Below are 26,351 nucleotides of genomic sequence, written 5' to 3' on the forward strand. Positions count from 1 at the left end.
AGAACCCCAGCCATGACGACGCGTACAGGTTCCCCCCATGTCCCGGTCGAAGAGGACTATACCGAGGCCGAGTACCTGGAAGCCGAAGCCGAGAACGACGGCATCGAATGGAGCGACGAAGACCTGGACGGCCCGCAAGGCGTCGTCGCCCCGCTGAACACCATTGCCCCCGAAGACGTCGAGGCCGGCCAGAACGCCTTTGACCAGTGGCTGCGCGAGAACAGCGACGGCTGGGTCACCCTGCCGCGCATCAAGGCGGCCGCGGGCGCGGTGCCGGTGCTGGGCAACCTCATGGCGCTGGTGGACGCCATCGGCGACATCACCACGCTGGTCGACAGCAATCCCACCCAATTCCTGGATTGGGTGAGCCTGGGCATCAACCTCTTCGGCGTGGTGCCGGTTCCGGGCACGGCGGCTGCGCGCATGAGCCTGCGGCCGGCGCTGTTTCTCGTGCAAAAGGAGGTCGCGCGCCAGGCCAAGGCGGGCCTGGGCAACGCCATCATCATGGCCTTGGCTGCGCACCTGAGCGAGAACATCGCCGGCGACATTGAAGACTTCGCGCAACAGGCCCAAGCACGGCTGGAAGGGCTGCTGCGGGATGCGGGGGCCAAGGCAGAGGAAATCATCCGGGCGCTGGCCGATGTCCTGGTCAGCCTGACCGTGCCGGCCAACGCGGATGCCTCGTTCGAGAAAGCCGGCGCGCAGCTCTCGTCCGCGTGGGACAAGAAATGGGACTCGCCGCTGGGCGCCGCGCGCGACCTCTGGGATGGCCTGGGTAGCGGCGTGCGCGGCAGCAAGCAGTCGGTCGGCAACGCCGCCAAGGACCTGCTGCCCGGCAAGGCGCGCGACTTGATGCTGCGCTCCGCCCAGCGCCTGAACGCCCTGGCGCCGCAAGTCAATGACAGCATGCAATCGCTCGCCGACGAGAACAACGTCAACAGCATCGCGTCGCTGCTGATGCAGCTGTCGGTGGCCGTGGTGCTGTGGCGCCAGCGCAAGGGGTACGCGATCGGCGCGAACGTGCGACCGGCCGTGGCGAGCAAGGCCCGGCAGATGGCGCGCTCCATGCGCCTGGCGCGCATCCGCCGCCAGGCCCGCGCCCGCCGGAACGCCAACCCGGACAAGAACGGCGCGTGCCCGGCCACCTGCCACAGCATCAGCTTTGCGATGGGGACCGAGCGGATCACGCATGGGGACTTCTCGCTGCCCGGGCCATTTCCGCTGCACTGGGCGCGCACGTATTCGTCGGATCTCGCCGCGTTTGATAGGGGCCCGCTGGGCGCGCGCTGGATCAACGAGTACACCACGCGCATCGATATCAAGACGGAAGGCGCCGATCGCGAAACCCTGCGCTATCACGCCGCCGACGGGCGCACCCACGCCTGGCCGTTGCCGGCCGTCGGCAAGTTCCACTACGACCCCGTCGAGAACCTGACGGTGGTTCGCACTTCCGACACCGAACTGACCGTGGCGCAAGGGTACGAGCGGCGCGCCACCTACCAACGCGAGGGCCGGCGGTTTCGGCTGACGGGCATCCACCTGCGCAACGGCGCCCGCGTCGCGCTGCACTACCGGCATGTCGTGGGGCGGCGCAGCGTCCTGTCCGACCTCGTCACGTATCTGGACGATGCTATCCACACCCACGTCGGCACACAGATCGACGACGCCGGCCGCATCGTCGCGCTCTGGCAACTCAAGGACGGAGAACCGCAGCGGCAGTTGGCGGGCTACGACTACGACGAGCAAGGGGATCTGCTGCAGGTGCGGGACGAACACGGCGCCCAGTGGGACTACCACTACCGACAGCATCTCATCACCCGCTACACCGACCGCACCGGACGCGGCATGAACCTGGAGTGGGAGGGTTCAGGCCCCAAGGCGCGCGCGATCCGCGAATGGGCCGACGACGGCAGCTTCGACACGCGCCTGCGCTGGCACCCCGAGATCCGCCTGACCTACGTCACCGACGCGCTCGGGAACGTCACGGAGCACTACTACGACATTGACGGCTATACCTACCGCATCGTGCACCCAGACGGCCTGTCGGAGTGGCTGTATCGCGACGACGCCAAGAACGTGGTCACGCACATCCACCCCGACGGCAACATCGACAGCTACGCCTACGACGAGCGCAGCAACCTGCTCGAACACCTGCGCGCGGATGGCACCTCGGTCCACTACGCCTACGACGACCAGGACCAGCTCTTCAAGATCCGCGACGCCGAGGGCGGCCTGTGGCAGCGCGACTACAGCCCGCGTGGGTATCTGACCGAGACCATCGATCCGCTGGGCAACAAGACCGAATATGCCTATGACGCGGCGGGCAATCCGGTTGCGATCCGGGACGCCCGGGGCGGTCAGAAGCTGCTGGCCTACAATGCCGCTGGGCTGCTCACGCAGTACACGGATTGCTCGGGCAAGCGCAGCGCGTGGGTGTATGACGACGTGGGGCAGTTGACTGCCTTTACCGATGCGGCGGGCAACATCACGCGCTACGGGTACGAGACGGGGCACCTGGCCTACGTCACGCATCCGGACCAGACGATCGAACACTTCGAACGCGACGCCGAAGGGCGGTTGCTGGCCCACATCGACGCGTTGGGGCGGCGCACGCAATGGACGTACAACGGCGCCGGTTTACTTGCCCAGCGCCTGGACGCGGCGGGCGGAACGCTCCAATACGAATGGGACAAGCTGGGTCGGCTCACCGCGCTTGCGAATGAGAACGACCGGCAGGCGAGATTCGTCTATGACCCGGTAGGGCGACTGTTGGAAGAGCGAGGCTTCGATGATGTGGCCACCCGATATCGCTACGACCCGGACAGCGGTACGTTGCTGTCGACGCAGGACGGTGACCGGGTCATTGAATTCACGTTCGACGCGTTGGGGCGTGTGACGCAGCGACTGGCGCGGCCGTATGCGCCGTCAGCGCAGGCCCCGGTGCAACCGGTCGCGCAAAGGAGCGCGCAAACGTCAGCACAAGCCTTGACACGTTCAGCGCAGGTTCGCGTCGAGACGCAAACGGAGCGCTACTCCTACGACGGCAACGGCCGCCTGATCCTCGCCGAAAACACCGCCTGCCGGCTCCAATGGTTCCACGATGCCGCCGGCAACCTGATCCGCGAACACCAGCACTATTTGGCCCTGGCGCAGCCAGTCGTGGCGGTCTGGAAGCACGAGTACGACGAACTGAACCAGCGCATCGCCACGCTCCGCCCGGACGGTCATCGCGTCAACGTGCTGACCTATGGTTCTGGCCACGTCCACGGCCTGATGTTCGACGACCATGAACTCGTCAGCATCGAACGCGACGACCTGCACCGCGAGATCACGCGCACGCAAGGCAATGGCCTGGCGCAGACGCAATCGTGGGACGCGATGGGGCGCCTGAATGCACAGAACATCGCGCGGGGCGCGCAACGCCTGATCCACCGCGGCTACCGCTACGATGCGGCAGGCCAGTTGGAAGCAATCCAGGACAGCCGACGAGGCCCCTTGGCGTATCGCTATGACCCGGTAGGACGCCTATTGGAGGCCACCAGCAGCCTGGGCAAGGAAACCTTCGCCTTCGATCCGGCAAGCAATCTCCTCGACCCATCGAGCGACCCGGCGTACACCAGCACCCTAGGCATGGCTGGCCCCGTCTACACCTACCGCCAGCGTTCCGCGCGCCTGGACAACCTGCTGCGCGAATACGCCGGCACCCACTACACCTACGACGCGCGCGGCAACCTCGTCGAGAAGGTGCACAACGGCCAGCGCTCGCGCCTCGAATGGGATCTCTTCAACCGCCTGACGGGCTACAGCAACGACCGCCTGCACGTGAGCTTCCAGTACGACGCGCTGGGCCGCCGCTTGCTAAAGCAATCCGAAGCGCACTGGCGCGAACGGCCTGGCATGACGCCCACGCAGCGCCAGGAAGAACAAGCGCGCGCGAATCGCGCGATGGGCTGCAGCACGACCCTCTACGGCTGGGATGGCGACACCCTGGCATGGGAAGGCCACGACGACCAGACCACGCACTACCTTTACGAACCGGGCAGCTTCGTCCCGCTGGCTCAGGCAATCAGCCGCAAACCCGTACTGCTGCATCAGCAACCTGTTTACTCGGGTGCCTACGACATCGATCAGGACCAGCTATGGACAACCTCGCCCGACCCGGACCCGGTGGATGCCATGGCCTGGTATCACTGCGATCACCTTGGCACACCGCAGGAACTGACAGACGCGCAAGGCGATATCATTTGGAGCGCGCACTACCACACGTGGGGCGCCGCAAAAGAGGCCATCACCGATGCCGCCCGCGCGGCGGGGATACGTAATCCGATCCGATTCCAGGGGCAGTATCTGGACCCGGAAACGGGCCTGCATTACAACCGGCACCGGTACTATGATCCGCAGATCGGGCGGTTCATATCGAAGGATCCGATTGGGTTTGCGGGTGGGTTGAATGTTTATCGATATGCGGATAACCCGGTGGGGTGGGTGGATCCGTTGGGGTTGGTGGGAGAGTCTGCCAGACGTGCCGCAGATGTTGCCCTGTTAGGCGGAAAGGCAGAGGGCGCCGCCGCTGAATTACATGTGGGGGACAAGATCTTCACTGGGGTCAGCGGTACTGGAAGGCCTGTGCATCCGGTAGTGCAGGACGCGCTTGATAAGGTGCCTCAGAAAGAGCGCGTTCCATGGCACGGGCACTGCGCCGAAGTCGATTGTTTGAGCCAAGCACATGCAGCGGGTCTCGACCCAAAAGGCGGAAAGAGTCAAGCCGTAAACATAGGAAGTTCCGGTAAAGGACACGGAACTTTCAAGCGCGCATGCAGTTCCTGCGCAAACGTATTAGGCCAATTCGGTGTAGACCATGATTGACGGAAACGCTATTTACAAGAAAATCAAATACTACCTAAAGGAGAATTCAAAAGAAGAGTCTGATATCGCGCTGATGCAGTTCCTGTGTCTGTGTTTCGAATTCATTGAATCGGACCGCGAGATTCCGGATATTGGAAAGCGGGCCTTTAGCGTCGCTCGAGAGTATTGGGGCGGTCACAACAACAACGCCGCTGAATTGGAAAAAATGAGAGTGGCTTGCTGGGACTTCCTGGATAGCAAGCAATTTAAAGCGGCGCCTTCCGGCAGGGCGGAAGCGATAGTGCGAGCGCTTATGTGCACAACATATCCGGAGCCAATTGATGATGATTTGCTAAAGGATTGCTTTGAATGGTTTTTCCAAATGTTCAACAGATTGGGAGACTTTTCAGGAAAGGTGCAAAGCGCCATGAAAATGAAAGGGTACTCTGCATAATCGAAGTCAACGAGATGACCTGCCCTGAGAAATTCGTACCAGTGGGTATTTGAGGAAATGGCTTCCAACGCGAGAAGGAAGCGAGATGAAGAAGGCAAGATACAGCGAAGAGCAGAGCGTTCGGATACTGCGCGAGGCCGACCGAGATTCTGTAGCCGAAGTGCCAAGCGGCACGGCGTGAGCATTGATGTGGCCGGGTCGATCCGATCGCGCAGAGTGATCGAGGTATTGACCCGCCTCATCAGTGACCGCGGGGCTCCCCGATACCTTCGTTCAGACAATGGCCCGGAATTCGTCTCGCATGCCTTGCAATGGATTGGGGAGCGAGGCATAGATACCGCGCTGATCGACCCAGGAAAGCCTTGGCAGAATGGCACGACGGAGAGCTTTAACGGTAAGCTGCGCGACGAATGCCTGAACATGGAATGGTTCTGAAACCGGACCGAGGCACGCATCGTGATTGAGGATTCGCGCCAGCATTACAACACCGTCAGGCCACATTCCAGCCTGGGCTATTTGACACCGCAGCAGGCCGCCCAGGTCGCTGCATCAGCATTACTTACCAAAGCTAAGTTCCAAATCCCGGTGGTGTGAAAAATCCGAGCAGGTCACTGGTATCACTACGATCACCTGGGCCCGCCGCAGGAACTGACAGACGCGCAGGGCGAGATTGCGTGGAGCGCGCACCACCTCGCGTGGGGCGCCGCAAAAGAAGCCATCAGCGATGCCGCCCGCGCGGAGCGGATACGTAATCCGATCCGATTCCAAGGACAGTATCTGGCCCCTGAATCGGGCCTGCACTACAACCGGCATCGGTACTACGATCCGCAGACCGGACGACTCATCGCGAAGGATCCGATCAGGTTTGCGGGTGGGTCGATATTTACCAATCGGCCGATGGCAGTGCAATGTTGCGAGCCACACCCCCGATTCAAGCTCATGCCAAGCCCCCCATCAACCCGGCATGAGCCCCCCGCCTTCACCCCGCCTTGAACTCCTTATTCCAGAACTCCAGAATATCCGCCTTCTTTTCCGTCAGCCCCTTCAGGTCATACGCGTGCAGCAGCTTTACCTCGGCCTCACTGAACCCCACGCGCTTTAACGCCTCCGGCAGCGACGCATTGGTCACCGTGGGCGCGTAGCCCATTTTTTCGGCGAAGCCGATCTGGCCTTGCGGGTCGAGCATGGCGTTGAGATATGCCCACGCGGCGTCTTTGTTGCGGCTGTTCTTGGCGACGGCGGCTTCGAAGGACACCGGCACGGAGCCTTCCTTGGGGATGACGAAGCCCAGCGGCAGGCCGCTGTCCTTCCATTGCAGCGCGCGGGCTTTCCACATGACGGCGATGGCGATTTCGCCGGATTTGAAGGCGGCGGCGACGGCTTCGTTGGAGGGGTAGATGCGCGGCTCGTTGGGCTTGAGTTTGGCGAGGAAGCGCTTGCCCCCTTCGAAGTCCTTCGTGGTTCCGCCCGCGCCCAGGCCCACGAAGACGGAGTTGTAGAGATACAAGATGTCCGAAAAGCCCACCTGTCCTTTCCATTTCGGGTCCAGCAGGACCTGCAGCGAGTCGGGCGGCGTGGGGAATTTTTCGGTGTTGTAGACCAGCGTCATCGCGCTGAAGATGTGCGGAATGGAGTACGGCGTCTTCAGCGTTTCGATGGCGTGAGCCAGGTTGGGCAGCTTCTTGGCATCGATGGGCTCCAGGGTGCCGGAGCGCTCGGCGTCGTACATGTCGACTTCGCCCAGCAGCGCAACGTCCATGCTGCCGCGACGCGAGTTCTTCTCGGCGCGCAGTTTGGTGACGCGGCCCACGGCGTTGCCTGTGTCGTAGACCACCTTCACGTCTTCTTTGGCGACGATGGGGTTGATGATCTGTTGCAGCAGATTCTGGTAATCGCCGCCCCAGGTGCCCACCACGATTTCCTTTTCGGCGGCGTTCGCCATGCCGGGCAGCCAGCCCAGGGCCGGCGCCAGGGCCAGGCCGGAGGCCGTCTTGATGAAGCCACGGCGATTCAGGTTTTTCTCTTGCATAACGACCTCGTATCGAAAGGAACTGACGACTTGCTACGATGCGCCGCGCGACAGGCCAGTGCGCTGCGCGGCGTTGGGTTCAACGGTATTCAGACCAGCATCCGCACCGGCGCGTCCGGTGCGGATGCGCGGATCTCGTCGGCCTCGATGTCGCGCACGATCACGATGATGGCGTCGCGCGCGTCGGGCTGCCGGGTCAGGCGCTGCGGCGCGCTGAAGGTCGAGCCGACCGACTGGATCAAGATGGGCTCCTCGCAATCGCTGACGCGCACCACGGCCTTGACCCGCAGCAAGCGCTCGCCGCAAAGGCCGGCCAGGTTGTCCAGCCATTCAGAGAAATCGGTCCAACTGATGCCGGGCTCGGCGCGCGCCGCCATCACGCGGATGCGGGGATGCGCCCCGCCCTGCCCGCCCGCCGCCAGCATTTGCGCGGCCAGGCCGGCCAGGTCCGCGACCCCTTGCGACGGGGCAAAGGCGGCCTGCACGGCGCGCCGCCGGTCCGTGTCGGCAACGATGGCCGCCAGCGGGTTCAGGGCCGCGGCGCGCGCGGCGCGGCGTGCCAGCGCGTCCGGCGCCGCCGGCAACAGATCAGTCTTGGTGAGCACGATGCGATGGGCGGCGCCGAACTGCGCCATGGCTTCGTCCATCTCGGCCAGCGCATCGGGGTCGCGTGCGCAGTCGTCGGTGCAGACAACCGTCAGCCGCAGGCCGCGGCTCGCCAGCTCGGGATCCGCCAGCGACGCGATGATCGGGCCGGGCCGCGACAGGCCGCTGCATTCCAGGATGACCCGGGCCAGCGGGCCCGCCCCTTCCGGCCGCGGCGCATCGAGCAGTGCGCTCAACGTGAAAACCAGGTCGCTGCGCAGCGAGCAGCAGACGCACCCGTTGGCCATCAAGGTCATCGGCACGTTGTCGCTGTCGTTGGCCACGATGGCGCCGTCCACGCCGACCTCGCCCGCCTCGTTGACGATTACGCCCGTGTCCCGCGATTCCGGATCGCGCAGGTAATCCACCAGCAGCGTGGTCTTGCCGCTGCCGAGGAACCCGCACAACAGGAACAGGTCGACGGCCATCAGGACGCGTCCTCACCGGGTTCGCACGGCGAGCCCGCGGGGGCCCCGCCAATCGGCGGCCGTTCGCCGTCCGGGTCGTCGGCCCAACTGTCCTTGACCAGGGCGCGCACGTCCGCCAGCAGTTCGGCGGTGTCATACACCACGCCGGATTTGATGGTGGTGCGCAGGCAACGCTGCCACTCGACCTTGGCCGTATCGTCGTTCAGGCGCATGGCGCCAGTGCCGAAGAGCAACTTGAAGTCGGTCAGCGGATTCTGGTCGTGAATCAGCAGGTCGGCGCGCTTTTGCACGTCGATGGAACCGGTGTCCTCGTCGATGCCCAGCAGCGCCGCGCTGTGCGACGTGGCGGCGCGCAGGACCTCGATGGGATGAAAGCCCGCTTCCTGCAGCAATTCCAGTTCGCGGATGAAGCCGAACCCGTAGATCTGGTAGATGAATCCCGAATCGCTGCCCGCGCAGACGCGCCCGCCCAGGTTCTTGTATTCGTTGATGAACTGCATCCAGAGCCGGTAGTTTTGCTTCCACTCGATCTCGTTGGTGGTGCTCCAGCGATACCAGTACGCGCCATGCCCCCCGCGCTGGGGCTGGAAGTAGCGCCACACCGCCTTCCACGTGTACTCATCGTGCCAGTCGGCGCGGCGCGCGCGCATCAGGTCGCGGTTGGCGTCGTAGATGTTGAAGGTGGGCACGAAGGTGTGGCCCAGCTCCAGGAACTCGTCCATCACCTGGCGCCACTTGGGCGACCCCGGCTGCGCGGCCTGCATGAAGGTCTGGCCCGCCACCGCGAAACGATAGTATTCGTCGCTGTAGTTGTAGTCCGTGGGAAAGGACTGCACCACGCGGTCTTCAAAGAGCGCCTCCGGCAGGCCGTAATAATGCTCGGAACTGGTCAACCCCCAGCGCGCCGATTTCAGCGCGTTCACGCGCGTGACCGCCATCTGCGCATGATGGCAACCCGAACGCAGACCCACCTTGGCGGCCTCGTCCAGCGCCGCTTCCATGATGGCGGGCGGCGCGCCGAAGAACTTGATGCCGTCCGCGCCGCGCGCGGCCAGCTTTCGGACCCATTCGCGGCCCTGTTCGGGCGTGTGGATGGTCTTGACGCGATCGTTCACCGCCGGGAACACCGAGTGCACGATCATGCGCGGCGCGGCGATCTTGTTGGCGGCGGACAGCTCGCGCTGTTCCATCGTCCAGCCCAGCCCGCCCATCGCGCCCATCTCGCGCACGGTCGTCACGCCGTGGGCCAGCCACAGCTTGTAGATGTAGTCGGCGGGCGGCACGATGCCGCTCATGGCGTGATAAGGCGTGCCGATGTGGGCGTGCGCGTCCACGAAACCCGGCGTCACGAACTTGCCGTGGCAATCGATCTCGTGGTCGCCCGGCCCGGGCCGGCGCTTGGGGTCGATGGCCTTGTGCGGCGTGCCCACGTTGACCAGCGCCGTGATGCGCTCATTCTCGATGACGATGTCCACCGGCCCCCACGGCGGCGCGCCGGTGCCGTCGATGATCGTGGCCCCGCGCAGAATCAGCCGCGGAAACGGCCCAAGCCCGCGGTCGCGGGGCGCGGGCGCCGAGGGCGGATGCCAGCCCTTAGCGGCATTGACGTCGCGCGACTCTTCGCCGACTTCCGACTGCGAAAACGTGGGATCGCTCATGGCCCCTACACCCCCAGTTCGTTGTGTTCGATGACCCCGCCCTTCATGATCAGGCCGATGTGCTCGCCCTGCCCCAGCAGGCAGGACAGATCGCGGTACGGATTGCCGTCCACCAGCAGCACATCCGCCAGCGCGCCCGCCTGGATGCGACCGAGCTGGCCGACCTGGTTCAGCACTTCGGCGGCGGTCGTGGTCGCGCACTGGATGACCTCCTGTGCGGACAGCACCTCGCGGCGGATGCGGAATTCGTCGCTTTGCAGGCGCTGGGACGGGCCCAGCAGGTCGGAGCCGTAGCCGATCTTCACGCCCGCCTTCTTGTAGATCTCGAGCGAATGCAGGCCGGCGGTGCGCACGGTCGCGATCTTCGCCACCGAATCGGGCGGCAGGCCATAGTCGGCGCCTTCGTTCGCAAGCGCCTCGTAGGTGACCAGCGTCGGCACCACGAACGCGCCCTTTTCGGCCATGAAACGCGCCACGCGTTCATCGACCAGATTGCCGTGCTCGATGGTGCGCACGCCGTTGCGGATGGCGCGCTCGATGGCCTCGGCGGTATAGGAATGCGCCATCACGTACGTCTGGCGGCTGGCGGCCTCGTCGACGATGACGCGGATCTCTTCTTCCGAATAGCCGAAGGAGGCGATGGGATCGGTGGGCGAAGCCACGCCGCCCGAGGCCATCATCTTGATCTGGTCGGCGCCCATCTGCAGTTCCTGGCGCACGGCCTTGCGCACGTCGTCGATGCCGTCCGCCACCCGGCCGATGTCGCCGGCGCGGAAGCAGCAGCCGCAGAAGCTCATGGGACGCAGGTGGTCCGAGCGCGGACGCGGATCGCCGTGGCCGCCGGTCTGGCTGATGGCGCGGCCCGAGATGAACAGGCGCGGCCCCTTGACCGTGCCCTCATTGACGGCGCATTTCAGGCCCCAGCCCGCGCCGCCCGCGTCGCGCACCGTGGTGAAGCCGCGGCGCAGCATCGCGGCCATGATGGGCACCGCGCGCATCATGACCAGCGCATCGGGCAGCACGCCCTGCGTGCTGAGATTCAACTGCGTGGCCAGCACGTGCACGTGCAGGTCGATGAGGCCCGGCATCAGCGTGCGGCCCGCGGCGTCGATCACGCGCGCCGAGGACGCGCCGATCGGCTTGTCCGACACTTCCTTGATGACGCCGTCTTCCACCAGCACGTGGTGCCCCTCCAGCAGGTCGGGCTGCAGGGGATCGAGCAGGTTCGCGTTCTTGAACAGTACAGCGGACATGAGAGTTCCTTGTGGTGGCGTCGCGATCAGGACGCCATGGTCTTGATATAGCGGCGATGGATCAGCCAGTTCGAAAACAGCGCGATGATGAGCGTGCCGCAGACCAGGATGACCGCCAGCGCCGCGCCGAAGGGCCAGTTCGACGCCTTGGTGATCTGGTCATACAGCGCGGGCGCCATCATGGTCAGGCCGGAGCCGCCCAGCAGCACCGGCGTGGCGTAGGCATTCATGCAGAGGATGAACACCAGCATCGTCCCCGCCGCCACGCCCGGCGCGGCGATCGGGAGCACGATGCGCCGGAACGTGGTGAAGAAGCTGGCGCCCACGTTGCGCGCCGCCTCTTCCACCGACAGGTCCATCCCTTCGAGCACGCTTTGCAGCGTCAGGATCAGATAGGGCATGACCACCGCGGTCGTGCCGATCACGACCGCGGTGGGCGTGTACATCAGGGTCAGCGGCTTGTCGATGAGGCCCAGCCCCTGCAGCACGGCGTTGACGACGCCGGCGTTGCCCAGCGCCACCATCCAGCCCGCGGCGCGCACCACATTGCCCACCATCAGGGGAAACACGAGCAGGATCACGAACAGGCTCTTGAAGCGGCTCTGTGTGCGCGCCAGGAAGTACGCCACCGGAAAGCCCAGCACCAGGGCCAGCACGGTGCACAGCGCCGCGATGCCCAGCGTGGTAAAGAAGATGTCGCGATAGTAGGGATCGCCAAAGAACTTGGCGTAGTTCTCGAAGGTGAAGGCCGTCTGCATCATCTCGACCGGGTCGAAATGATTGAAGCTGTAGCGCGCCAGTTGGAGGATGGGGATCATGATGATCACCAACACCACCAGCGACGCCGGAAATGCCAGCCCCGGACCCAGCCAGCGGCTGGGCCGCCCGTCCTGCGTTGCGGTCGTCATGTCGCCTCCTATTGCGTGAAGGCCACGCAGTCGTCCGGCTCGAAGCACGCGTAGACGCGCGCACCGGCGACGGGCGGCGCGGCGCGTGCGCCGCCGTTGACGACCTGGCTGATCAGGCGATCGCCCCCATCGAGCTGCACCCGCACCTCCAGCACCGACCCCAGGTAGAGCGACGATTCGACGACGCCCGCCAGCGCGTTGCCGCCCGAAGGCTGCGCCTGCAGCCGCACCCGCTCGGGCCGCACGCCCACATGGGTGGCCTTGCCGCCGCCGGGCGCGGCGATGCGCTGGCCGGCCTGGGTCTGGAACTGGTCGTCGGCCTGCCCGCGACCCGTGAAGACGTTCATCTTGCCCAGGAAGTCGGCCACGAAGAGATTGGCCGGCCGCTCATAGAGCGTGTCGGGCGCGCCGACCTGCTGCACGATGCCATCGTGCATGATGGCCATGCGGTCCGCGATGGCCAGGGCTTCCTCCTGGTCGTGCGTCACGAAGACCGTGGTCAGGCCCAGGCGCCGCTGCAGGGCGCGGATTTCCTCGCGCACCTCCAGGCGCAGCTTGGCGTCAAGATTGGATAGCGGTTCATCCAGCAGGAACACCTTGGGCTCGATGGCCAGCGCGCGGGCGATCGCCACGCGTTGCTGCTGGCCGCCGGAAAGCTGGCGGGGATAGCGGTCGCGCAGCTCGGTCATGCGCACCATGTCCAGCACGCGGCGGATCTTGGCGTCGCGGTCGGCCTTGGGGACTTTGTGCATCTCCAGGCCGAACGCCACGTTCTCGGCCACCGTCATGTGCGGGAACAGCGCGTAGCGCTGGAACACCATGCCGGTGTCGCGCTTGTGCACGGGCAGCCTGGTGACGTCCGTTTCGCCGATGCGGATCCGCCCCGCCGTGGGCGTGATGAAACCGGCGATCATGCGCAGCGTCGTGGTCTTGCCGCAGCCGCTGGGGCCCAGGAACGTGACCAGCTCGCCTTCGGCGATCTCCAGGGAAAAGTCGGACACCGCGACCGCCGCGCCGAACTGCTTGCGGATGTTCTCGATTGAGACCTTCGCCATTTCTTACACCACCTGACTGAGTTTCACATAGCGGTCGGTCACAAGCATGATGATGCCCAACAGCAGGATTTGCACCGAGGCCACCGACGCGATCGTCGGGTCCAGGTTGAATTCGAGGTACTGCATGATCGCGATCGGCAGGGTCGTGCGTCCGGGCCCCACCAGCGACAGCGACAGTTCCAGGTTCTCGAAAGACACCACGAAGCTGAACAGCGCGGCCGCGACGATGGAGGGACGCAGCATGGGCAGCGTCACGCGCAGGAAGGCCTTGGGCGCGCTGGCGCCCAGGTTGCGCGCGGCCTCTTCGATGGAGCCGTCCAGGCCGGCCATGCCGGCCGTGACGAGGCGCACGGTCCACGGAATGGTGAGGCACACGTGGGCGATGACCAGCCCGCCGAAGGTGCCGACCAGGTCCTGGTCCAGCACGTTCTCGGCGCGCAGGTAAAAAAGATAGATCCCCACGCCCGCGACGATGCCCGGGATCAGCAGCGGCGAGAGCAGCAGCGTGTTGACGCCCTTGCTGCCCGCGAAGCGATAGCGCGCGATGGCGACCGCCGCCAGCACGCCCATGACCACGCCGATGAACGCGGCCACCAGCGACACCTGCAGGCTGAAGATGAAGCCATTGGCGAACGCGGGGTTCTCCCAGGCTTTCACGTACCAGGACAGCGTGTAGCCCGACGGCGGGAAATAGAGGATGGCGTCCTTGAAAAAGCTAAGCCAGACCACCAGCACGATGGGGCTGAGCATGAACGCATACATGAGAACCACGAAAACGCGGTGCAGCCACGTGGCCCACGGGATCACGCGCAACGGCTTTTCCCGCGAGACCGCGACGGCTGAGTCCAAAGGAGGTGCATTCTGCAAATCCGGATCCTTTCAGCAACTGCCGGCTCGGTTTGAAACTCCTCCGGAGACTCTTCGGTCCCTACGGTTAACCGAAGCATATCGAGCGGTTGCTGCGCGGCTCAACTAGGGATAACCCACGACATGCCGAAAGTCGCGGGTTATCCCTGCGGTAGCCCCATAACCGGTGCAACCCGCCGTATTGGCTTGGCCCAGCAGGTGCAACCCGGCATCCGCGCGCGCAGCTACCGCGCCGCGTCCACGCAGCGTCCGGGCAACTACGGCGCCGCCTCCAGGCCGCACACCGCCTGCAGCACCGCCACGCGGCTCTGGCCCAGCACCATGCCGTGCCAGTCTTCCTGCCCGCAATAGAACGCGTCCATCGTGGCGCGCAGGATGTCGCGGCGCACCGCGTCGTCCGCATCCGGATGGGCACGCAGCCAGTTGCGTCCGCGCAGCGCGTGCACCACCTCGTCCCATCGCAGCGTGCCGAATTCCAGCGCCATCAAGGTGGGCTCGGACGCCGGGCAGGCGTCGTAGATCAGCCCGGCCAAATGGCCCGTGATGTCCACCGACGCCGAACTGCCCTGGTAAGGCACCGCGAGGTCGCTGCCCCACCACTGCCGCGCGCGCGCCACTTGCGTGTCGTCGCGCCGCCCGGCGTAGATCTTCTCGCCGTGGCCGCGCGGCCCCAGTCCGGTGTGCACGTCGATCCAGCCGATGCGCGCGTGCCGACTGGCGTGGGTCCGCAGGATCTCCCGCAGGTTGAGCAGCGACGGCGCATGGCGCGCGCCGCCGTAGAACAGACCATCGGGATGCGTGTATTGACCGCGCGACACCGCCTGCGTCGTGGCGGCCAGGCCGTGCTCGTCGATGTGGCGCGCGATGGCCTGCCGGTTCTGCTCGGTCGGCGGCCACGTCTGCGGCAGCAGCAGGTCATGGATGTCGCCGTAGCCGGGATTGGCCGGCAGCGGCCCGCCGTCGAACGGCTGGGCATTGCGGTTCAGGTCCACGTTGTCCTCGTCCGTGCGGGCGATCCAGGAAAAGCCGTAGGGATTCACCGCATGGACCAGCAGCAACGCCACGCCCGCCTGGCGCGCGCGTTCCAGGATGGGCGCGTCATCCAGCAGCGCAAGCTGGCAGCCCGATCCGCAGAAGCCTTCCACGCCGTGCGTGGCCGACGTCATGATCAGCAGGCGCTGCGCGTCGGCATCGCCGATCAGCGCTACGTCCGTGGCCAGCGGCTCGCCCTGGCTGCCCGTCGGCGCGATGGCGTAGGACTGCACGTGCGAGGCCAGCGGCGCGGCCGCGGCCAGGAAGCGCTCGCGCGCCTGCGCGTAGCTGTCGGAAAAAAAGCGATTCGGCGATGGCATGATCAGGGCTCCTGGCTGTCGATGTCGTGGCCGGTGCGGTCCCGTATCCAGAACAGCACCACGGTGGAAAGCGTCACGGTGACCATCAGGTACCAGGCGGGCGCCATCGGGTTGCCGGTCACGTGCAGCAGCCACGTCACGAAGAACTGCGCGAACCCGCCGAACACGGAGATGCCCAGCCCGTACACGACCGACATGCCCGTGGTGCGCACGGACTTGGGGAACAGTTCGGGCAGCATCGTGATCACCGGCGCGGTCTGCATCGCGAGCAGCACGGCCAGCAAGGCGATGACCGTCATCAGCCGGCCCGTGCTGGGCGCGGACACCAGCCATTCGAAGCACGGCAGCAGCGCGCATACCGTGACGGCGCGCGACCAGAAGATCACGCGCTTGCGGCCGACCCGGTCGGCGAGCATGCCGACCATGGGCGCCAGCACAAAGCCGATCGCACCCAGCACCACGCTGGCCAGCAGCGTGGACGTGGCGGGCAGCCCGAGTTCCTTGGTGGCGTAGGCCGGCATGTAGAAGCCGATGATCTGCGCGCACACCATCCCGCCGATTACGAGCAGGATGCCTTTGGTCACCGTGCCCTTGTGCTCGGCAAACACCCGCCGCAGCGGCTGATGGCCCGCCACGGCGGCCCGCCGGTCGCCGGTGGCGGGCGTGGGCGCGGGTTCCAGCGTTTCTTCGAGGTTGCGCCGGATGTACGCGCCCACCGGCACCGTCAGGATGCCGATCACAAAAGGCACGCGCCACCCCCAGTCCTGCATCTGCGCTTGGGTCAATGCCGCGGTCAGGACGGCCACGGTCAGCGCGCCCAGCATCACGCCGAGCGACTGGCTGCCGAACTGCCAGCTCGAATAAAAGCCACGCTTGCCGGGCGGCGCGTGTTCGACCAGAAGCGTCGTCGACGCGCCCACCTCGCCGCCCGCCGCGAACCCCTGGATCAGCCGCGCCAGCACCATCAGGACCGGGCCCAGCACGCCCATCTGCGCGTGGGTGGGCGCCGCCGCGATGAGCGCGCAGCCCAGGCCCATCAGCCACAGCGTCAGGGTCATCGCGGCGCGCCGCCCATGCCGGTCCGCATACGACCCGATCAGCATCCCGCCGACGGGCCGCATCAGGAAGCCCACGCCGAAGGTGGCGGTCGTCAACAGCAACTGGCCGTACGCGGACGCCGCCGGAAAGAACAGCGGCCCGATGACCAGCATCAGGAAGGTGAAGACGGTGAAGTCGAAGAACTCCAGCGCGTTGCCGATGGTGGTGCCGGCAATGACCCGGCGGCGCATCGACGGCGCGTACAGCGCATGACCGCCCGATGCGGCGATGGCAATAGACATGTTTTCCCCTTGATGTCCGGTCGGGGCTGCCCGTCCGTGGCTCCGGACGCTTTGCCTGCCCCATCGCCGTGAATATACGGATGGCGCACGATAAGAAAAAGACAGTATTTTTGTTCTAGTGAATACTTTTCTTTATATGGCTGCCGCCCCTGGCCGCGGGCGGCCCGCAACTGGACCGCAACGCCCATGAACCTGCGCCAACTTCGCGCCTTCGTGCTGATCGCCGAGCATCGCAGCATCCGCGCCGCCGCGCGCGCGCTTTTCGTCACCCAGCCCGCCGCCACCCGCAGCCTGCGCGAACTGGAGCAAAGCGTGGGCGCCGAACTGGTTCGCCGCAGCGCCAAGGGCGTCGAGCTCACTGCTTATGGCGAGGCGCTGTACAAGCGCGCCGTCCTGATTCTGCAGGAAGCGCGCAAGGCCCAGGAAGAAATCGGCCAGATGCGCGACGGCGAAGGCGGCACCCTCAACCTGGCCATCAGCTCGGCCGCGCTGACCGTGCTGCCTGCCGCGCTGGCGGCGTTTCGCGCGCGCATGCCGCGCGTCGCGGTGGCCTTCAACGAAGTCGCGCCGCCCTACAGCCATGAGCAGTTGGAGTCGGGCCGCTACGATTTCCTGGTCCAGACCGAGTATGACGGCGAGATCGACGATGGCTTTACACGGACCACCCTGTTCTCGCTGCCGCTGGCGGTGGGTGCGCGCGCGGGCCATCCCTTGCGCGGCGCGCGCAGCCTGGCGGACCTGGTCGACGCGCTATGGCTGCTGCCCGGCAACATCCAGGCGCCCGCCAACCTGCTGCGGCTGGCGTTCGACGCGCACAAGCTGCCGCCGCCGCGCGACGTCATTCCCTGCCAGTCCATCGCCGTGGCGCTGGCGCTCATTGCGGAAAGCGACGCGCTGGGCATCTTCGTGCGCAATCTGTTCGACCACCAGCTGCTGCCCCGCGGGCTGCGCATGGTGCCGCTGGATCATGCGCTTCCCGCGGCACGCGTCTCCATCCTGACGCGCGCCGGCTCGCCGCCCACCCCCGCGGCGCAGTGCTTCATCGATTGCCTGCGCGAGGCGCAGGCGCTGCCGCGCCGCGCATCCACGCGGTCAAGGCCATCGCCATCAGCACCAGCAGCGACGGATACAGCATGCTCAGGTTGCGCATCTCGCCGGGCGAACAGAACAGCAAGAACAGCGGCAGGTTGATGCACAACGCCACCCGCGCGTGCCCGCGCAGCGCTGGCGGCAGCCCCGCCCATCCGTTGACGGCGATGCCGGCGAAAGCCAGCACGGTCACGATGCCGAAGCCGCGCGGCAGCAGGACGCCGTACGTGCTTTCGGTGCGCAGCCAGTTGCCCGGATCGAGGTAGTAGCGCAGGTTGTCCCACAGCTGGTAGTCGACGGTCGAGCCGGGATTGCCCGCGTAGCGCATCCGCAATGCGAGGTAGACGCTGCCGCAGACCAGGAGCAGCACGGCCACCAGCGCGGCCGACTGCGGGCGGGGCAGGTTCCGCCGCAAGAGCGGGTACAGGGCGGGCGTGAAAAAGAAAAAAGACTCCTTGTTCCAAGTCGCCAGCCCCGCCAGCGCCACCAGCGCGACAAGCCTCATCGGTGTCTGACGCGATCCCCCCAAGGCCAGCAGCACGGCGCTCATCACGAAAAGCAGCTCGACGAAGTCGTAGAAATACCCGCCCTCGGTAAGGAAGAACGGCAGCATCAGCGCCAGCACGGCAGGCGCGGCGGTCGAGGCGACCGCCGTGGCGCCGGCCTGCAGGCAGAGCCGCCGCATGACAAAGAGCGACGCCAGCAGCGCGACGAACGTCAGGTAATAGACCAGGTGATAGCGCAGGGTGACAGCGGGGAGCAAGGCTTCGGACGCCGGATAGCGCATCGCCAGTCCCGACCGGCTATTCACCCGCCGCGGCTCGGACAGGCGTTCGGACAGGCGCGCGACGGTCGCCGGCGGCAGCAGCGCCTGGACGCCGTTGGCGAGCGCCGGAATGAACTGGCGATACACGTAGGGGCGGTGGGCGGTGCCTTCCACCATCTGCGACAGGCCCAGGGCGGGATGGCCGTCGTTGAGCCGCCATTTGGTGTAGAAACCGTTCATCACCGCGGCGGCGACCACGACATACGCGCAACACAGCAAAAACCAGCGGTAGCCTGCGCTATGGAAGAATCGCTTCATGGAGTGCTCGCACGCCTATTTCAAGATGAGAAAGACGCCGATGGCGATGAACGCCGCGCCCGCCATGCGCAGGGCCGTGATGGTCTCGGTGCCCGACACGAGCCCATAAACGAACAGCCCCGCGATCGCGAACGCCACCATCAGCGGGTAGGCCAGCGTCAGATCGAGCTGGCGCAACGCCAGCGCGTAAAAGCCGAATCCCAGGCCGTAGGCGCCAATCGCGCCCAGATAGGGCCATGCCTGTGCCAGCAACGACGACGTGGCGGCCTGCGCGGACGCGGCCCCCGCCAGCTTGAGCGCCACGCTGGCCGCCACGCTGCATGCCCCGCTGAGTATCAGCCATACATATGCCATCTTCACGTCCTTACGAGCAAAACCACCACCGCCACCCACGCCAGCACCGCAATGCGTATCGGCGTGTCGGCCAAGAGGTCGCGGCCCGGTTCCTCGCCCGATCCGCCCTTGTGCAGCAGGTAGATATAGCGAAAGACGCCGAAGGTCACGATGGGCAGCGTGATGACCAGATGCTGCGTGCCATGCAATGCCGCGGTCTCCGCGTCCACCGTGTACAGGCCGTAGGCCAGCAACGTGGCGCTGGCGGTGATGGCCACCAGGATGTCCAGCAATTGCGGGGAATAGTGCCGCAGCACGGTGCGCGTGCCGCCATTCGCGGCGGGCGCATCGACGGGCGCCGAGGCGAATTCGGCGCGCCGCTTGGCAAAGCCCAGGAACAGCGTCAGCATGAAGCTGCACAGCAGCATCCAGCGCGACGGAATGATGCCGACCGCGTAAGTGCCGCAGGCCAGCCGGATCATGAAGCCGGCGGCAATGCAGAACACGTCGACCAGCACCTTGTGCTTCAGGCTCAGCGTGTACGCAATGTTCAGCACCAGATAGCCGGCGACGGACAGCGCCAGGGGCCACAGCCCGCAGGCGAGCGGCAGGCCCAACGCCGCGACGGCCAGCACGGCGATCAGCGCGCGGGCCGCGGGCAGGCTGACCCTCCCGCTGGCGATGGCGCGAAGCCGCTTCTTGGGATGGACCGCGTCGACGGCGCGGTCGTGATAGTCGTTCAGCACGTACACCGCGCTGGACGCCAGGCAAAACGCCACGAAGCCCACGCCCACTGCAAACACCAGCGCCGGGTCCGACCACCCGTGGCTGAATATCAGGCCGATCAGGACAAAGCCGTTCTTCAGCCATTGCTGAGGCCGCAGCAGGGATATCACGGCATTCATGGCAGTCATGGCTTGACCGCCTGGCCGCGATACCACGCATGGCGGGCGGCGTCGATCAGCCACTGGTCGCCGCGGCTGTCGCCATAGGCATGGAGTTCATACCGGTCCGGCTCGCCAAACCGCTCGACCAGCCGCCGCAGCTTTTCGGGCCCCCAGCAGTTGGGGCCCTCGAAGCCGCCTGTCAGCCGGCCCTGCGCGTCGACCGCCATGCGCGTGCAGAGAAGGTCGTCAAACCCCAGGTAGCGCGCGACCTCATCCAGGTAGATATCGGGCGACGCGCTGACCAGCACGCAGCGGTCTCCGCGCTGCTGATGCCAGCGCAACCGCTGGATGAGACCCGGACGCAGCGGGATGGTGTGCACCCATGCGCGCGCGATGTGCGCCAGTTCCGCGCGCGAATGCCCTTGCAGCGCGGCCCGGCACAGCGCCATCTTCGCGTGGTCGTTGCTGCGCAGGCCCAGGGCGAATGCCAGCAATGCGGGCGACGTGCGGACCGTCGACGCCAGCAATCGGACCCAGGACAGATGGGCCAGAAACGGGATAAATGTGTCGCGCTGGGTCAGGGTGCCGTCGAAGTCGAAGGCCGCGATCACGTGGGTGGGGGATGGAATCTGCGGTTGTATAGCCATGCTGCTATCGCGACGGAGCGGGGCCGGGGCCTGGCCGTCACAAACTATGCCGGAAAATGTGCAAACGCCCAAGGCGCGAATGCGAGTTGTCAGACGCGGGCGTGTCCGGATGCAAACCAGACGCAATGAAAGCCCACGCTTTATGTCAATATTTATTTGGATGTAACAGAAAACACATCCGATGATACTCCGGCTTTCACCGGACAAGGCGGAAAGAACCGTGTCATTCCTGCCCCTCTTCCCGCCGTCCTCCGGCCTTGCCCCTGCGCCGTGGCCGGCCGCCTGTGAGCGCGATGCGTTCGGCCATCGATGAACGCATCGCGGCGCGGGATGCGCCTGGCGCCGCCGCAAGATCGTATAGGATGGAGGCGTCGTCCCACAGAAGGAGCGTTTCCATGCCATCCCTGCGACATTACGCGCTGGCCGCGGCGCTGGCCGTCGCCCTCCCCCTGGCCGCCCACGCCGAATCCGTCGTCCTGCAAGTCGAGCAGGCCACACCGGGCGCCGATCCCCACACCAACGCCCGCGTCGTCGACATCAAGCTCAAGCCGCAAAGCACCCAGGCCCTGGCCGCCTTCACGCGCGAGCGCGTGGGCCAGCGCATCCAGCTTCGCTCGAACGGCATCCTCTTGTCCTCGGCCACCTTGAAGAGCCCGCTGGAAGGCGACAGCCTGCGCATCACGGCGGGCGAGCACGGCTTTGCCGGCAAGTCGGCCGAAGAAATCGCGCAAAGCATCATGAAGGAAGGCGGCTTGACCATGGACGACGAGAACCGATAGCCACGCCCGCAATCCTGGCAGTCCCGGGCTGGCGCCGCGAAAGCGGCGTCAGCCTTTTGTTTGCGGCATCGCGCGCGTGTCGGTCAACCGCCAATCGGTTTCAACCATCTGTCATTAACCTTTCATTTCGGACTTCTAGTATTGCTCGTCCCGATCGGGCACAGACCCAAAGCCAGGAGTTCCAATGAGCAAGTCCATCTCCGACAAGACCGTCCGCAATCCCAGCCAGAGCACGCCATTCAGCGAGATCCTGGAAAAGAACATGTCGCGCCGCATGGTGATGCGCGGCGGCCTCGCCGCCGCCTTCGCCACCGTGACCAGCCTCGGCCTTGCCGGCTGTAATGGCAGCGACGACGATGACGACGACGTCGACGGCGGCGGCCAGAACCCCTCGCCCGAAGTGCCCGGCGGCGAGCAGCCCGCCGCGCCGGTCAAGTTGGGATTCGATTCGCTGGCCCCGTCGATGACCGACGCCTGCGTCGTGCCGGCCGGCTACATCGCCCACGTGTTCGCACCGTGGGGCACGCCGTTCAACGACAACGCAAACCCCTGGGATCGCAACGGCAACAACAGCTCGACCGACCTGCTCAATTCCACCGGCATGCACCACGACGGCATGCATTTCTTCCCGATCAACGGCAGCTCCACCGAAGGCCTGCTGGCGGTCAACCACGAATACATCGACCAGCAGGCGCTGCATCCCAACGGTCCCACCACCGTTGCCGGCAAGCGCCCCATCGAAGAAATCCGCAAGGAAATCAACGCGCATGGCGTGGCGATCCTGCATGTGCGCCGCGAGAACGGCCGTTGGAACATCGTCCACAACTCGCGCTACAACCGCCGCTTCACGTCGGCCACGCCCATGAAGCTGGCAGGCCCGGTGGCCGGCACGGACTGGGTCAAGACCCCGTATTCGCCGAACGGCACGATGGTGCGCGGCACCAACAACAACTGCGGCAACGGCTTCACGCCGTGGGGCACCTACATCACCGCCGAGGAAAACTGGGCCGCCTGCTTCGTGAACACCGGCACCCAGCCCGCGCACCAGGTGCGCGTCGGCGTGCCCGGCAGCGCCGGCCGCTACCAATGGGAAACGGGCGCCGCCGATCCGCTGGAGGTCCAGGGCGAGTTCGCGCGCTTCAACGTCACCGAAACCGGCGCGGACTTCACGCAGGACTGGCGCAACGAGGTGAACGGCTTCGGCTATCTGGTCGAGATCGATCCCTACGACGAAAACAGCATCGCCACCAAGCGCACCTCGATGGGCCGCTTCGCCCACGAAGGCTGCGCCTACGGCAAGCCCGAGGCCGGCAAGCCGCTGGCCTTCTACAGCGGCGACGACTCGCGCTTCGAATACATCTACCGCTTCGTCTCGGAAGCCGTGTGGGATCCGAAGGACGCCGAGCGCACGGACCGCCTGGCTGTCGGCGCCAAGTACCTGGACAAGGGCACGCTGTACGTCGCGCGCTTCGATGCCGACGGCTCCGGCGAATGGATTGCGCTCACCGGCTCGACCGTGGGCGCAGGCGGCCGCACGCTGGCCGACGAGTTCGGCAGCCAAGAGAACATCATCATCAATACCCGCGGCGCGGCCGATTTCGTGGGCGCCACGCCCATGGACCGCCCGGAATGGACGGCGACGCACCCGACCAACGGCGACATCTACCTCACGCTGACCAACAACTCCAGCCGCAACGCCAGCAAGGGCACGAACCCGGCCAACCCGCGCCTGAACAACGTCAACGGCCACATCGTGCGCTGGCACGACGAGCCGGGCTCGACCAAGTTCAAGTGGGACATCTTCGTGTTCGGCTCGGACGCCGGCGCCGACGCCGACACCAACCGCTCGGGCCTGACCACGCTGAACCAGCTTGCCAGCCCGGACGGCCTGAGCTTCGACGCGCGCGGCATCCTGTGGATCCAGACCGACAACGGTATCGACGGCGGCCGCAACAACAACGTGGCCAAGGCGACCAACGACCAGATGCTGGCCGTGATCCCCGGCGCCCTGGCCGACAGCACCGGCACGGGCCCCGCGATCAATGCGTCCAACCAGGCCGACCTGCGCCGCTTCTTCGTCGGCCCGAACGAAGCCGAAGTCACCGGCTTCGCCTTCACGCCGGACTACACCAGCATCTTCCTGAACATCCAGCACCCGGTGAACTGGCCGGCGTACGACACGGATGATGCGACCCAGGCCACCACGGGCGTCGTCCGCCCGCGTTCGTCGACGGTGGTGATCCAGCGCGCCGACGGCGGTCCGATCGGCGTGTGATGACGTAGCGGCCAGGGTGATCCGCCTGCCCTGACCGCGGAATCAGCGCTGCACGCTTCGTGAACCATGCCCCGGGAGGTTGGAGAAGATCCGACTTCCTGGGGCATTCGCATTGATGCATGACACCCGGACCGCGAGGCACTGCCCGTTGAAGTCCGCTTGCTCAGGCGTTGGGCAAAGCCTGAAGAGGGACCGGGTTGTTCAGTGCGCGATGCGCTGCCTGGGCGACACGGTCACAAGACGATCGTGACTTGGGATCGGCAAGCACTGCCATGCACGCCTCGAGCACACGCGCCGGCGGGATCGAGTTGATGTCCGAGGACCCCGCATCGGGCACGACATCCCGGGTATAGTCGCGCGCCCAGAACCACTCCGGATTGGGTTCGTTGAACACGCCCACGTAGGGCACGCAAAGCCCCTGGCCGATGTGGGACGGACCACAATCGTTTGCGACGACCAAACGGGCGTCCTGCATCAGCGCGACCAATTCGGCCACCGACCGACCGCTTTCCAGCCGGAAGTCCGGACGGTTCAGTTGTTCCAACCAGGCGCGCTCGGCCGTCTCGGCCGGTCCCAGGACAAACGAGAACACCGCGTCGCCGCCCAGCCGGGTCTGCAGCAGATCGGCCAGCGCGACGTAATGCTCCACCGACCACCGTTTGAACGGTCCCTTGCCGCCTCCCGGAATCAGGACGATGTCGGCAGGCTTCACCATGCCGGCACAGGGCCGCGCGATCTCCAGGAAGCACTCGCGCGCGATGGCCTCCGGATCGTGCGGCTGTATCGTCGCCAGCAGCCTCAGGTTCGCCAGCCCGATGTACTCGCGGATGTCCTTGACGTGGGAATGCGTCCAGACGCAATCGCCAATCCTGCGGTTATTGAAGCCCAGCCGCAGCGCGGGCCGACGCAACAGATTGAGCAGCGCAAAGCGTTCGCTGGAATGATGCAGCGTCAGCGATGCGCTGGCGCCTCGGGGGAACGCCCTGACCTGGTCGCTGAATGCGTCGGCGCGGACGAACTGGTCCACCCACGGCAGCCGCGTGTAGAAATCGCCGACGTCGAACCGGGAGACCACGCGCACTTGCTTATCCGGCCACAGTTTCTTGACGAGATAAAGCGCGGGAAACGCCACGATCTGGTCGCCGTATCGCGACTTGCTACGAACGAATACAACGATATCTGCCATGGCTACTTAAATGATGAAATCACGGTGGACAACCGGCGCCAGTCCGCGACTGCGGCAGCGGTGTGTCCCCCGACGTATTGCCCGCGAACTTGCGGATCTTCTCGGCCAGTTCCGGCGTCGCCTTTTCGTAGCCGTAGCAGTAAGGCGGCGCTGGGACCGCGTCCGGGCGGTAGTCCTGCAGCACCGGCTTCGCGTCGCCCAGGTACAGGTTGTCCTTCAGACGCAGGAAGGCCTTGTAGTCGCGAGTGTAGCCGTGTTCGTCCTTGCGCTTTTCGTAGGCGCCGCGGTCGGACTCGCCGTTACCCAGCGCACTGCGCTGGGGCGCAATGGGGATGTAGCGGCAGTAGTTCACGTTGATGCCTTCCACCGTGGGAAAGAACTCGGGCTCCACGCACTTGCGCTGCGCGTCGTTGTTGAAGATGTTGCCTTCGACCAGGGCCTTGGCCTCCAGGCTGAAGCTCATGCCGTAGAAGTCCCAGTTCTCGACCAGGTTGTTGAACAGGTGGAAGGTGCCGAACTGCGCCCGGGGGTTGCGCTGCACGGTGTTGAAGAAATAGTTGTGGTGCAGCGTCACGCGCGCAATCGCATCGCGCTCGTAGTTGTGAAAGAGGTCCTTGGACGTGATGTTGTTCAGCAGCATGACCTTGTTCGAGTTGTGGAACTTGGTCCACGAGATCGTCACGTCGGTCGATCCGTTCTTCACATTGAGCAGGCGGTCCGACATCCGGGACAGGTCCATATGGTCGACCCACACGTCCCGGCTGCCATTGGCCACGTTGACGGCCTGGGTCAGCCGGTTCAGGCGCCCGTCAATGGTCAGATGCGTCAGGATGACGTTCTGGACGCCATACACGCCCAGGCCATCGTCGATCAACGCCACCCGCCTGCCGCGCCCGTCGATCGTCGTGTTCGACGGCACGCGCAACTGGGATTCCAGCACGATGGTCATGTCGGACGCGAAGCGGATCCACGTCGGCCCCTTCTTGGCCTGCTTCAGGGCGGCACGCAGCGTGCCCGGTCCCGAGTCCTGGTCCGAGGTCACCTCGATGAACCTGCCGCCCAGCCCGCCCGTGGCCTTGGCGCCATAGCCTTCGCGCTGTTGCAGCAGCTCGGACACGAAGGCGCATTGCTGCGTCGGCGCGCCGCACTGCTCGTCCGCGACGGCGGCGCTGCCATATAGCGCGACCAGCGCCGCCAGCCAGGCCATCACTTTCTTTCGTGCAAGCATCCCGTGTGC

The 26,351-nt window shown here is 65.7% G+C and carries 20 protein-coding genes and 1 pseudogene; 7 read left to right on the top strand and 14 right to left on the bottom strand.

Going from position 1 to position 26,351, the window contains the following annotated elements; translation table 11 throughout:
- Positions 1–12 precede the first annotated feature (12 nt).
- The 4 genes and pseudogenes from BXA00_RS07115 (at position 13) to BXA00_RS29495 (ending at position 6,292) form a co-directional block, all read left to right on the top strand.
- Positions 13–4,866: an RHS repeat-associated core domain-containing protein gene (locus BXA00_RS07115; protein WP_083714206.1), complete on the top strand. Its 4,854-nt coding sequence runs from the start codon at positions 13–15 to the stop codon at positions 4,864–4,866.
- Positions 4,859–5,299 carry a hypothetical protein gene (locus tag BXA00_RS07120; RefSeq protein WP_076517462.1) on the top strand — a complete coding sequence of 147 codons (441 nt, stop codon included), beginning with the start codon at positions 4,859–4,861 and terminating at the stop codon, positions 5,297–5,299. Before BXA00_RS07115 ends, BXA00_RS07120 begins: the two co-directional genes overlap by 8 nt.
- A 168-nt stretch (positions 5,300–5,467) precedes the next feature.
- A pseudogene (locus tag BXA00_RS07125) lies at positions 5,468–5,893 on the top strand (integrase core domain-containing protein); the annotation flags it as partial.
- A gap of 3 nt (positions 5,894–5,896) precedes the next feature.
- Positions 5,897–6,292, top strand: coding sequence for an RHS repeat-associated core domain-containing protein (locus tag BXA00_RS29495; protein ID WP_083714406.1), 396 nt, complete (start codon positions 5,897–5,899; stop codon positions 6,290–6,292).
- On the opposite strand, the gene BXA00_RS07135 is transcribed toward BXA00_RS29495, so the two are convergent.
- The 9 genes from BXA00_RS07135 to BXA00_RS07175 form a co-directional block, all read right to left on the bottom strand.
- Entirely contained in the window at positions 6,279–7,328 is a 1,050-nt protein-coding gene (locus BXA00_RS07135; protein ID WP_076517464.1) for an ABC transporter substrate-binding protein, read from the bottom strand. The genes BXA00_RS29495 and BXA00_RS07135 overlap by 14 nt on opposite strands.
- An 89-nt stretch (positions 7,329–7,417) precedes the next feature.
- Complete coding sequence (locus BXA00_RS07140) at positions 7,418–8,401, bottom strand: GTP-binding protein (protein ID WP_076517466.1); 984 nt, start codon at positions 8,399–8,401, stop codon at positions 7,418–7,420.
- Positions 8,401–10,059, bottom strand: a complete 1,659-nt coding sequence (locus BXA00_RS07145; RefSeq protein ID WP_076517468.1) for an amidohydrolase family protein — start codon at positions 10,057–10,059, stop codon at positions 8,401–8,403. The genes BXA00_RS07140 and BXA00_RS07145 overlap by 1 nt, the downstream gene beginning before the upstream one ends.
- Positions 10,060–10,064: 5 nt before the next feature.
- Positions 10,065–11,312, bottom strand: a complete 1,248-nt coding sequence (locus tag BXA00_RS07150; protein ID WP_076517469.1) for an amidohydrolase family protein — start codon at positions 11,310–11,312, stop codon at positions 10,065–10,067.
- A gap of 26 nt (positions 11,313–11,338) precedes the next feature.
- Positions 11,339–12,220: an ABC transporter permease gene (locus tag BXA00_RS07155; RefSeq protein ID WP_076517471.1), complete on the bottom strand. Its 882-nt coding sequence runs from the start codon at positions 12,218–12,220 to the stop codon at positions 11,339–11,341.
- A gap of 8 nt (positions 12,221–12,228) precedes the next feature.
- Complete coding sequence (locus BXA00_RS07160; protein ID WP_076517473.1) at positions 12,229–13,275, bottom strand: ABC transporter ATP-binding protein; 1,047 nt, start codon at positions 13,273–13,275, stop codon at positions 12,229–12,231.
- A 3-nt stretch (positions 13,276–13,278) separates the two neighbouring features.
- The gene (locus tag BXA00_RS07165; RefSeq protein ID WP_156902764.1) at positions 13,279–14,124 is read right to left on the bottom strand and encodes an ABC transporter permease; all 846 of its coding nucleotides are present in this window, start codon (positions 14,122–14,124) and stop codon (positions 13,279–13,281) included.
- Positions 14,125–14,399: 275 nt separating this feature from the next.
- The gene (locus BXA00_RS07170) at positions 14,400–15,494 is read right to left on the bottom strand and encodes a M14 family metallopeptidase (protein WP_076517477.1); all 1,095 of its coding nucleotides are present in this window, start codon (positions 15,492–15,494) and stop codon (positions 14,400–14,402) included.
- A gap of 2 nt (positions 15,495–15,496) precedes the next feature.
- A complete protein-coding gene (locus BXA00_RS07175) occupies positions 15,497–16,834 on the bottom strand; it encodes an MFS transporter (RefSeq protein ID WP_076517479.1) in 1,338 nt (445 codons plus the stop codon).
- Between the two features lie 186 nt (positions 16,835–17,020).
- On the opposite strand from BXA00_RS07175, the gene BXA00_RS29205 reads away from it, so the two are divergent.
- Positions 17,021–18,025, top strand: coding sequence for a LysR substrate-binding domain-containing protein (locus BXA00_RS29205; RefSeq protein ID WP_083714207.1), 1,005 nt, complete (start codon positions 17,021–17,023; stop codon positions 18,023–18,025).
- Positions 18,026–19,022: 997 nt separating this feature from the next.
- Here the strand turns inward: BXA00_RS29205 and BXA00_RS07190 are convergent.
- The 3 genes from BXA00_RS07190 to BXA00_RS07200 are packed head-to-tail and all read right to left on the bottom strand — an operon-like array spanning position 19,023 to position 20,874.
- Positions 19,023–19,361, bottom strand: coding sequence for a multidrug efflux SMR transporter (locus BXA00_RS07190; protein WP_076517482.1), 339 nt, complete (start codon positions 19,359–19,361; stop codon positions 19,023–19,025).
- A 2-nt stretch (positions 19,362–19,363) separates the two neighbouring features.
- On the bottom strand, positions 19,364–20,254 hold the full coding sequence (locus tag BXA00_RS07195; protein WP_197685564.1) for a decaprenyl-phosphate phosphoribosyltransferase: 891 nt from the start codon (positions 20,252–20,254) through the stop codon (positions 19,364–19,366).
- A complete protein-coding gene (locus tag BXA00_RS07200; RefSeq protein ID WP_076517486.1) occupies positions 20,251–20,874 on the bottom strand; it encodes an HAD-IB family hydrolase in 624 nt (207 codons plus the stop codon). Before BXA00_RS07200 ends, BXA00_RS07195 begins: the two co-directional genes overlap by 4 nt.
- 395 nt (positions 20,875–21,269) lie before the next feature.
- On the opposite strand from BXA00_RS07200, the gene BXA00_RS07205 reads away from it, so the two are divergent.
- A complete protein-coding gene (locus tag BXA00_RS07205) occupies positions 21,270–21,653 on the top strand; it encodes a hypothetical protein (protein ID WP_076517488.1) in 384 nt (127 codons plus the stop codon).
- A 184-nt stretch (positions 21,654–21,837) separates the two neighbouring features.
- On the top strand, positions 21,838–23,928 hold the full coding sequence (locus tag BXA00_RS07210) for a PhoX family phosphatase (RefSeq protein ID WP_076517490.1): 2,091 nt from the start codon (positions 21,838–21,840) through the stop codon (positions 23,926–23,928).
- Positions 23,929–24,091: 163 nt separating this feature from the next.
- Here BXA00_RS07210 and BXA00_RS07215 read toward each other — a convergent pair whose 3' ends face one another.
- Positions 24,092–25,060, bottom strand: a complete 969-nt coding sequence (locus tag BXA00_RS07215) for a glycosyltransferase family 9 protein (protein WP_369825601.1) — start codon at positions 25,058–25,060, stop codon at positions 24,092–24,094.
- Positions 25,061–25,133: 73 nt separating this feature from the next.
- Positions 25,134–26,342, bottom strand: coding sequence for a polysaccharide lyase family 1 protein (locus BXA00_RS07220; RefSeq protein WP_076517492.1), 1,209 nt, complete (start codon positions 26,340–26,342; stop codon positions 25,134–25,136).
- Between the last annotated feature and the right edge of the window lie 9 nt (positions 26,343–26,351).

The sequence above is a fragment of the Achromobacter sp. MFA1 R4 genome, from assembly GCF_900156745.1.
In the GTDB taxonomy this organism is placed as follows: domain Bacteria; phylum Pseudomonadota; class Gammaproteobacteria; order Burkholderiales; family Burkholderiaceae_B; genus Achromobacter.

What these genes read in the sequence shown, in the direction of transcription:
- BXA00_RS07150 (WP_076517469.1), bottom strand. Translation starts at nt 11,312, where the DNA reads ATGTCCGCTGTACTGTTCAAGAACGCGAACCTGCTCGATCCCCTGCAG.
- BXA00_RS07195 (WP_197685564.1), bottom strand. Translation starts at nt 20,254, where the DNA reads ATGACTGCCATGAATGCCGTGATATCCCTGCTGCGGCCTCAGCAATGG.
- BXA00_RS07155 (WP_076517471.1), bottom strand. Translation starts at nt 12,220, where the DNA reads ATGACGACCGCAACGCAGGACGGGCGGCCCAGCCGCTGGCTGGGTCCG.
- BXA00_RS07120 (WP_076517462.1), top strand. Translation starts at nt 4,859, where the DNA reads ATGATTGACGGAAACGCTATTTACAAGAAAATCAAATACTACCTAAAG.
- BXA00_RS07160 (WP_076517473.1), bottom strand. Translation starts at nt 13,275, where the DNA reads ATGGCGAAGGTCTCAATCGAGAACATCCGCAAGCAGTTCGGCGCGGCG.
- BXA00_RS07170 (WP_076517477.1), bottom strand. Translation starts at nt 15,494, where the DNA reads ATGCCATCGCCGAATCGCTTTTTTTCCGACAGCTACGCGCAGGCGCGC.
- BXA00_RS07210 (WP_076517490.1), top strand. Translation starts at nt 21,838, where the DNA reads ATGAGCAAGTCCATCTCCGACAAGACCGTCCGCAATCCCAGCCAGAGC.
- BXA00_RS29205 (WP_083714207.1), top strand. Translation starts at nt 17,021, where the DNA reads ATGAACCTGCGCCAACTTCGCGCCTTCGTGCTGATCGCCGAGCATCGC.
- BXA00_RS07140 (WP_076517466.1), bottom strand. Translation starts at nt 8,401, where the DNA reads ATGGCCGTCGACCTGTTCCTGTTGTGCGGGTTCCTCGGCAGCGGCAAG.
- BXA00_RS07135 (WP_076517464.1), bottom strand. Translation starts at nt 7,328, where the DNA reads ATGCAAGAGAAAAACCTGAATCGCCGTGGCTTCATCAAGACGGCCTCC.
- BXA00_RS07205 (WP_076517488.1), top strand. Translation starts at nt 21,270, where the DNA reads ATGCCATCCCTGCGACATTACGCGCTGGCCGCGGCGCTGGCCGTCGCC.
- BXA00_RS07200 (WP_076517486.1), bottom strand. Translation starts at nt 20,874, where the DNA reads ATGGCTATACAACCGCAGATTCCATCCCCCACCCACGTGATCGCGGCC.
- BXA00_RS07115 (WP_083714206.1), top strand. Translation starts at nt 13, where the DNA reads ATGACGACGCGTACAGGTTCCCCCCATGTCCCGGTCGAAGAGGACTAT.
- BXA00_RS07190 (WP_076517482.1), bottom strand. Translation starts at nt 19,361, where the DNA reads ATGGCATATGTATGGCTGATACTCAGCGGGGCATGCAGCGTGGCGGCC.
- BXA00_RS07145 (WP_076517468.1), bottom strand. Translation starts at nt 10,059, where the DNA reads ATGAGCGATCCCACGTTTTCGCAGTCGGAAGTCGGCGAAGAGTCGCGC.
- BXA00_RS07175 (WP_076517479.1), bottom strand. Translation starts at nt 16,834, where the DNA reads ATGTCTATTGCCATCGCCGCATCGGGCGGTCATGCGCTGTACGCGCCG.
- BXA00_RS07220 (WP_076517492.1), bottom strand. Translation starts at nt 26,342, where the DNA reads ATGCTTGCACGAAAGAAAGTGATGGCCTGGCTGGCGGCGCTGGTCGCG.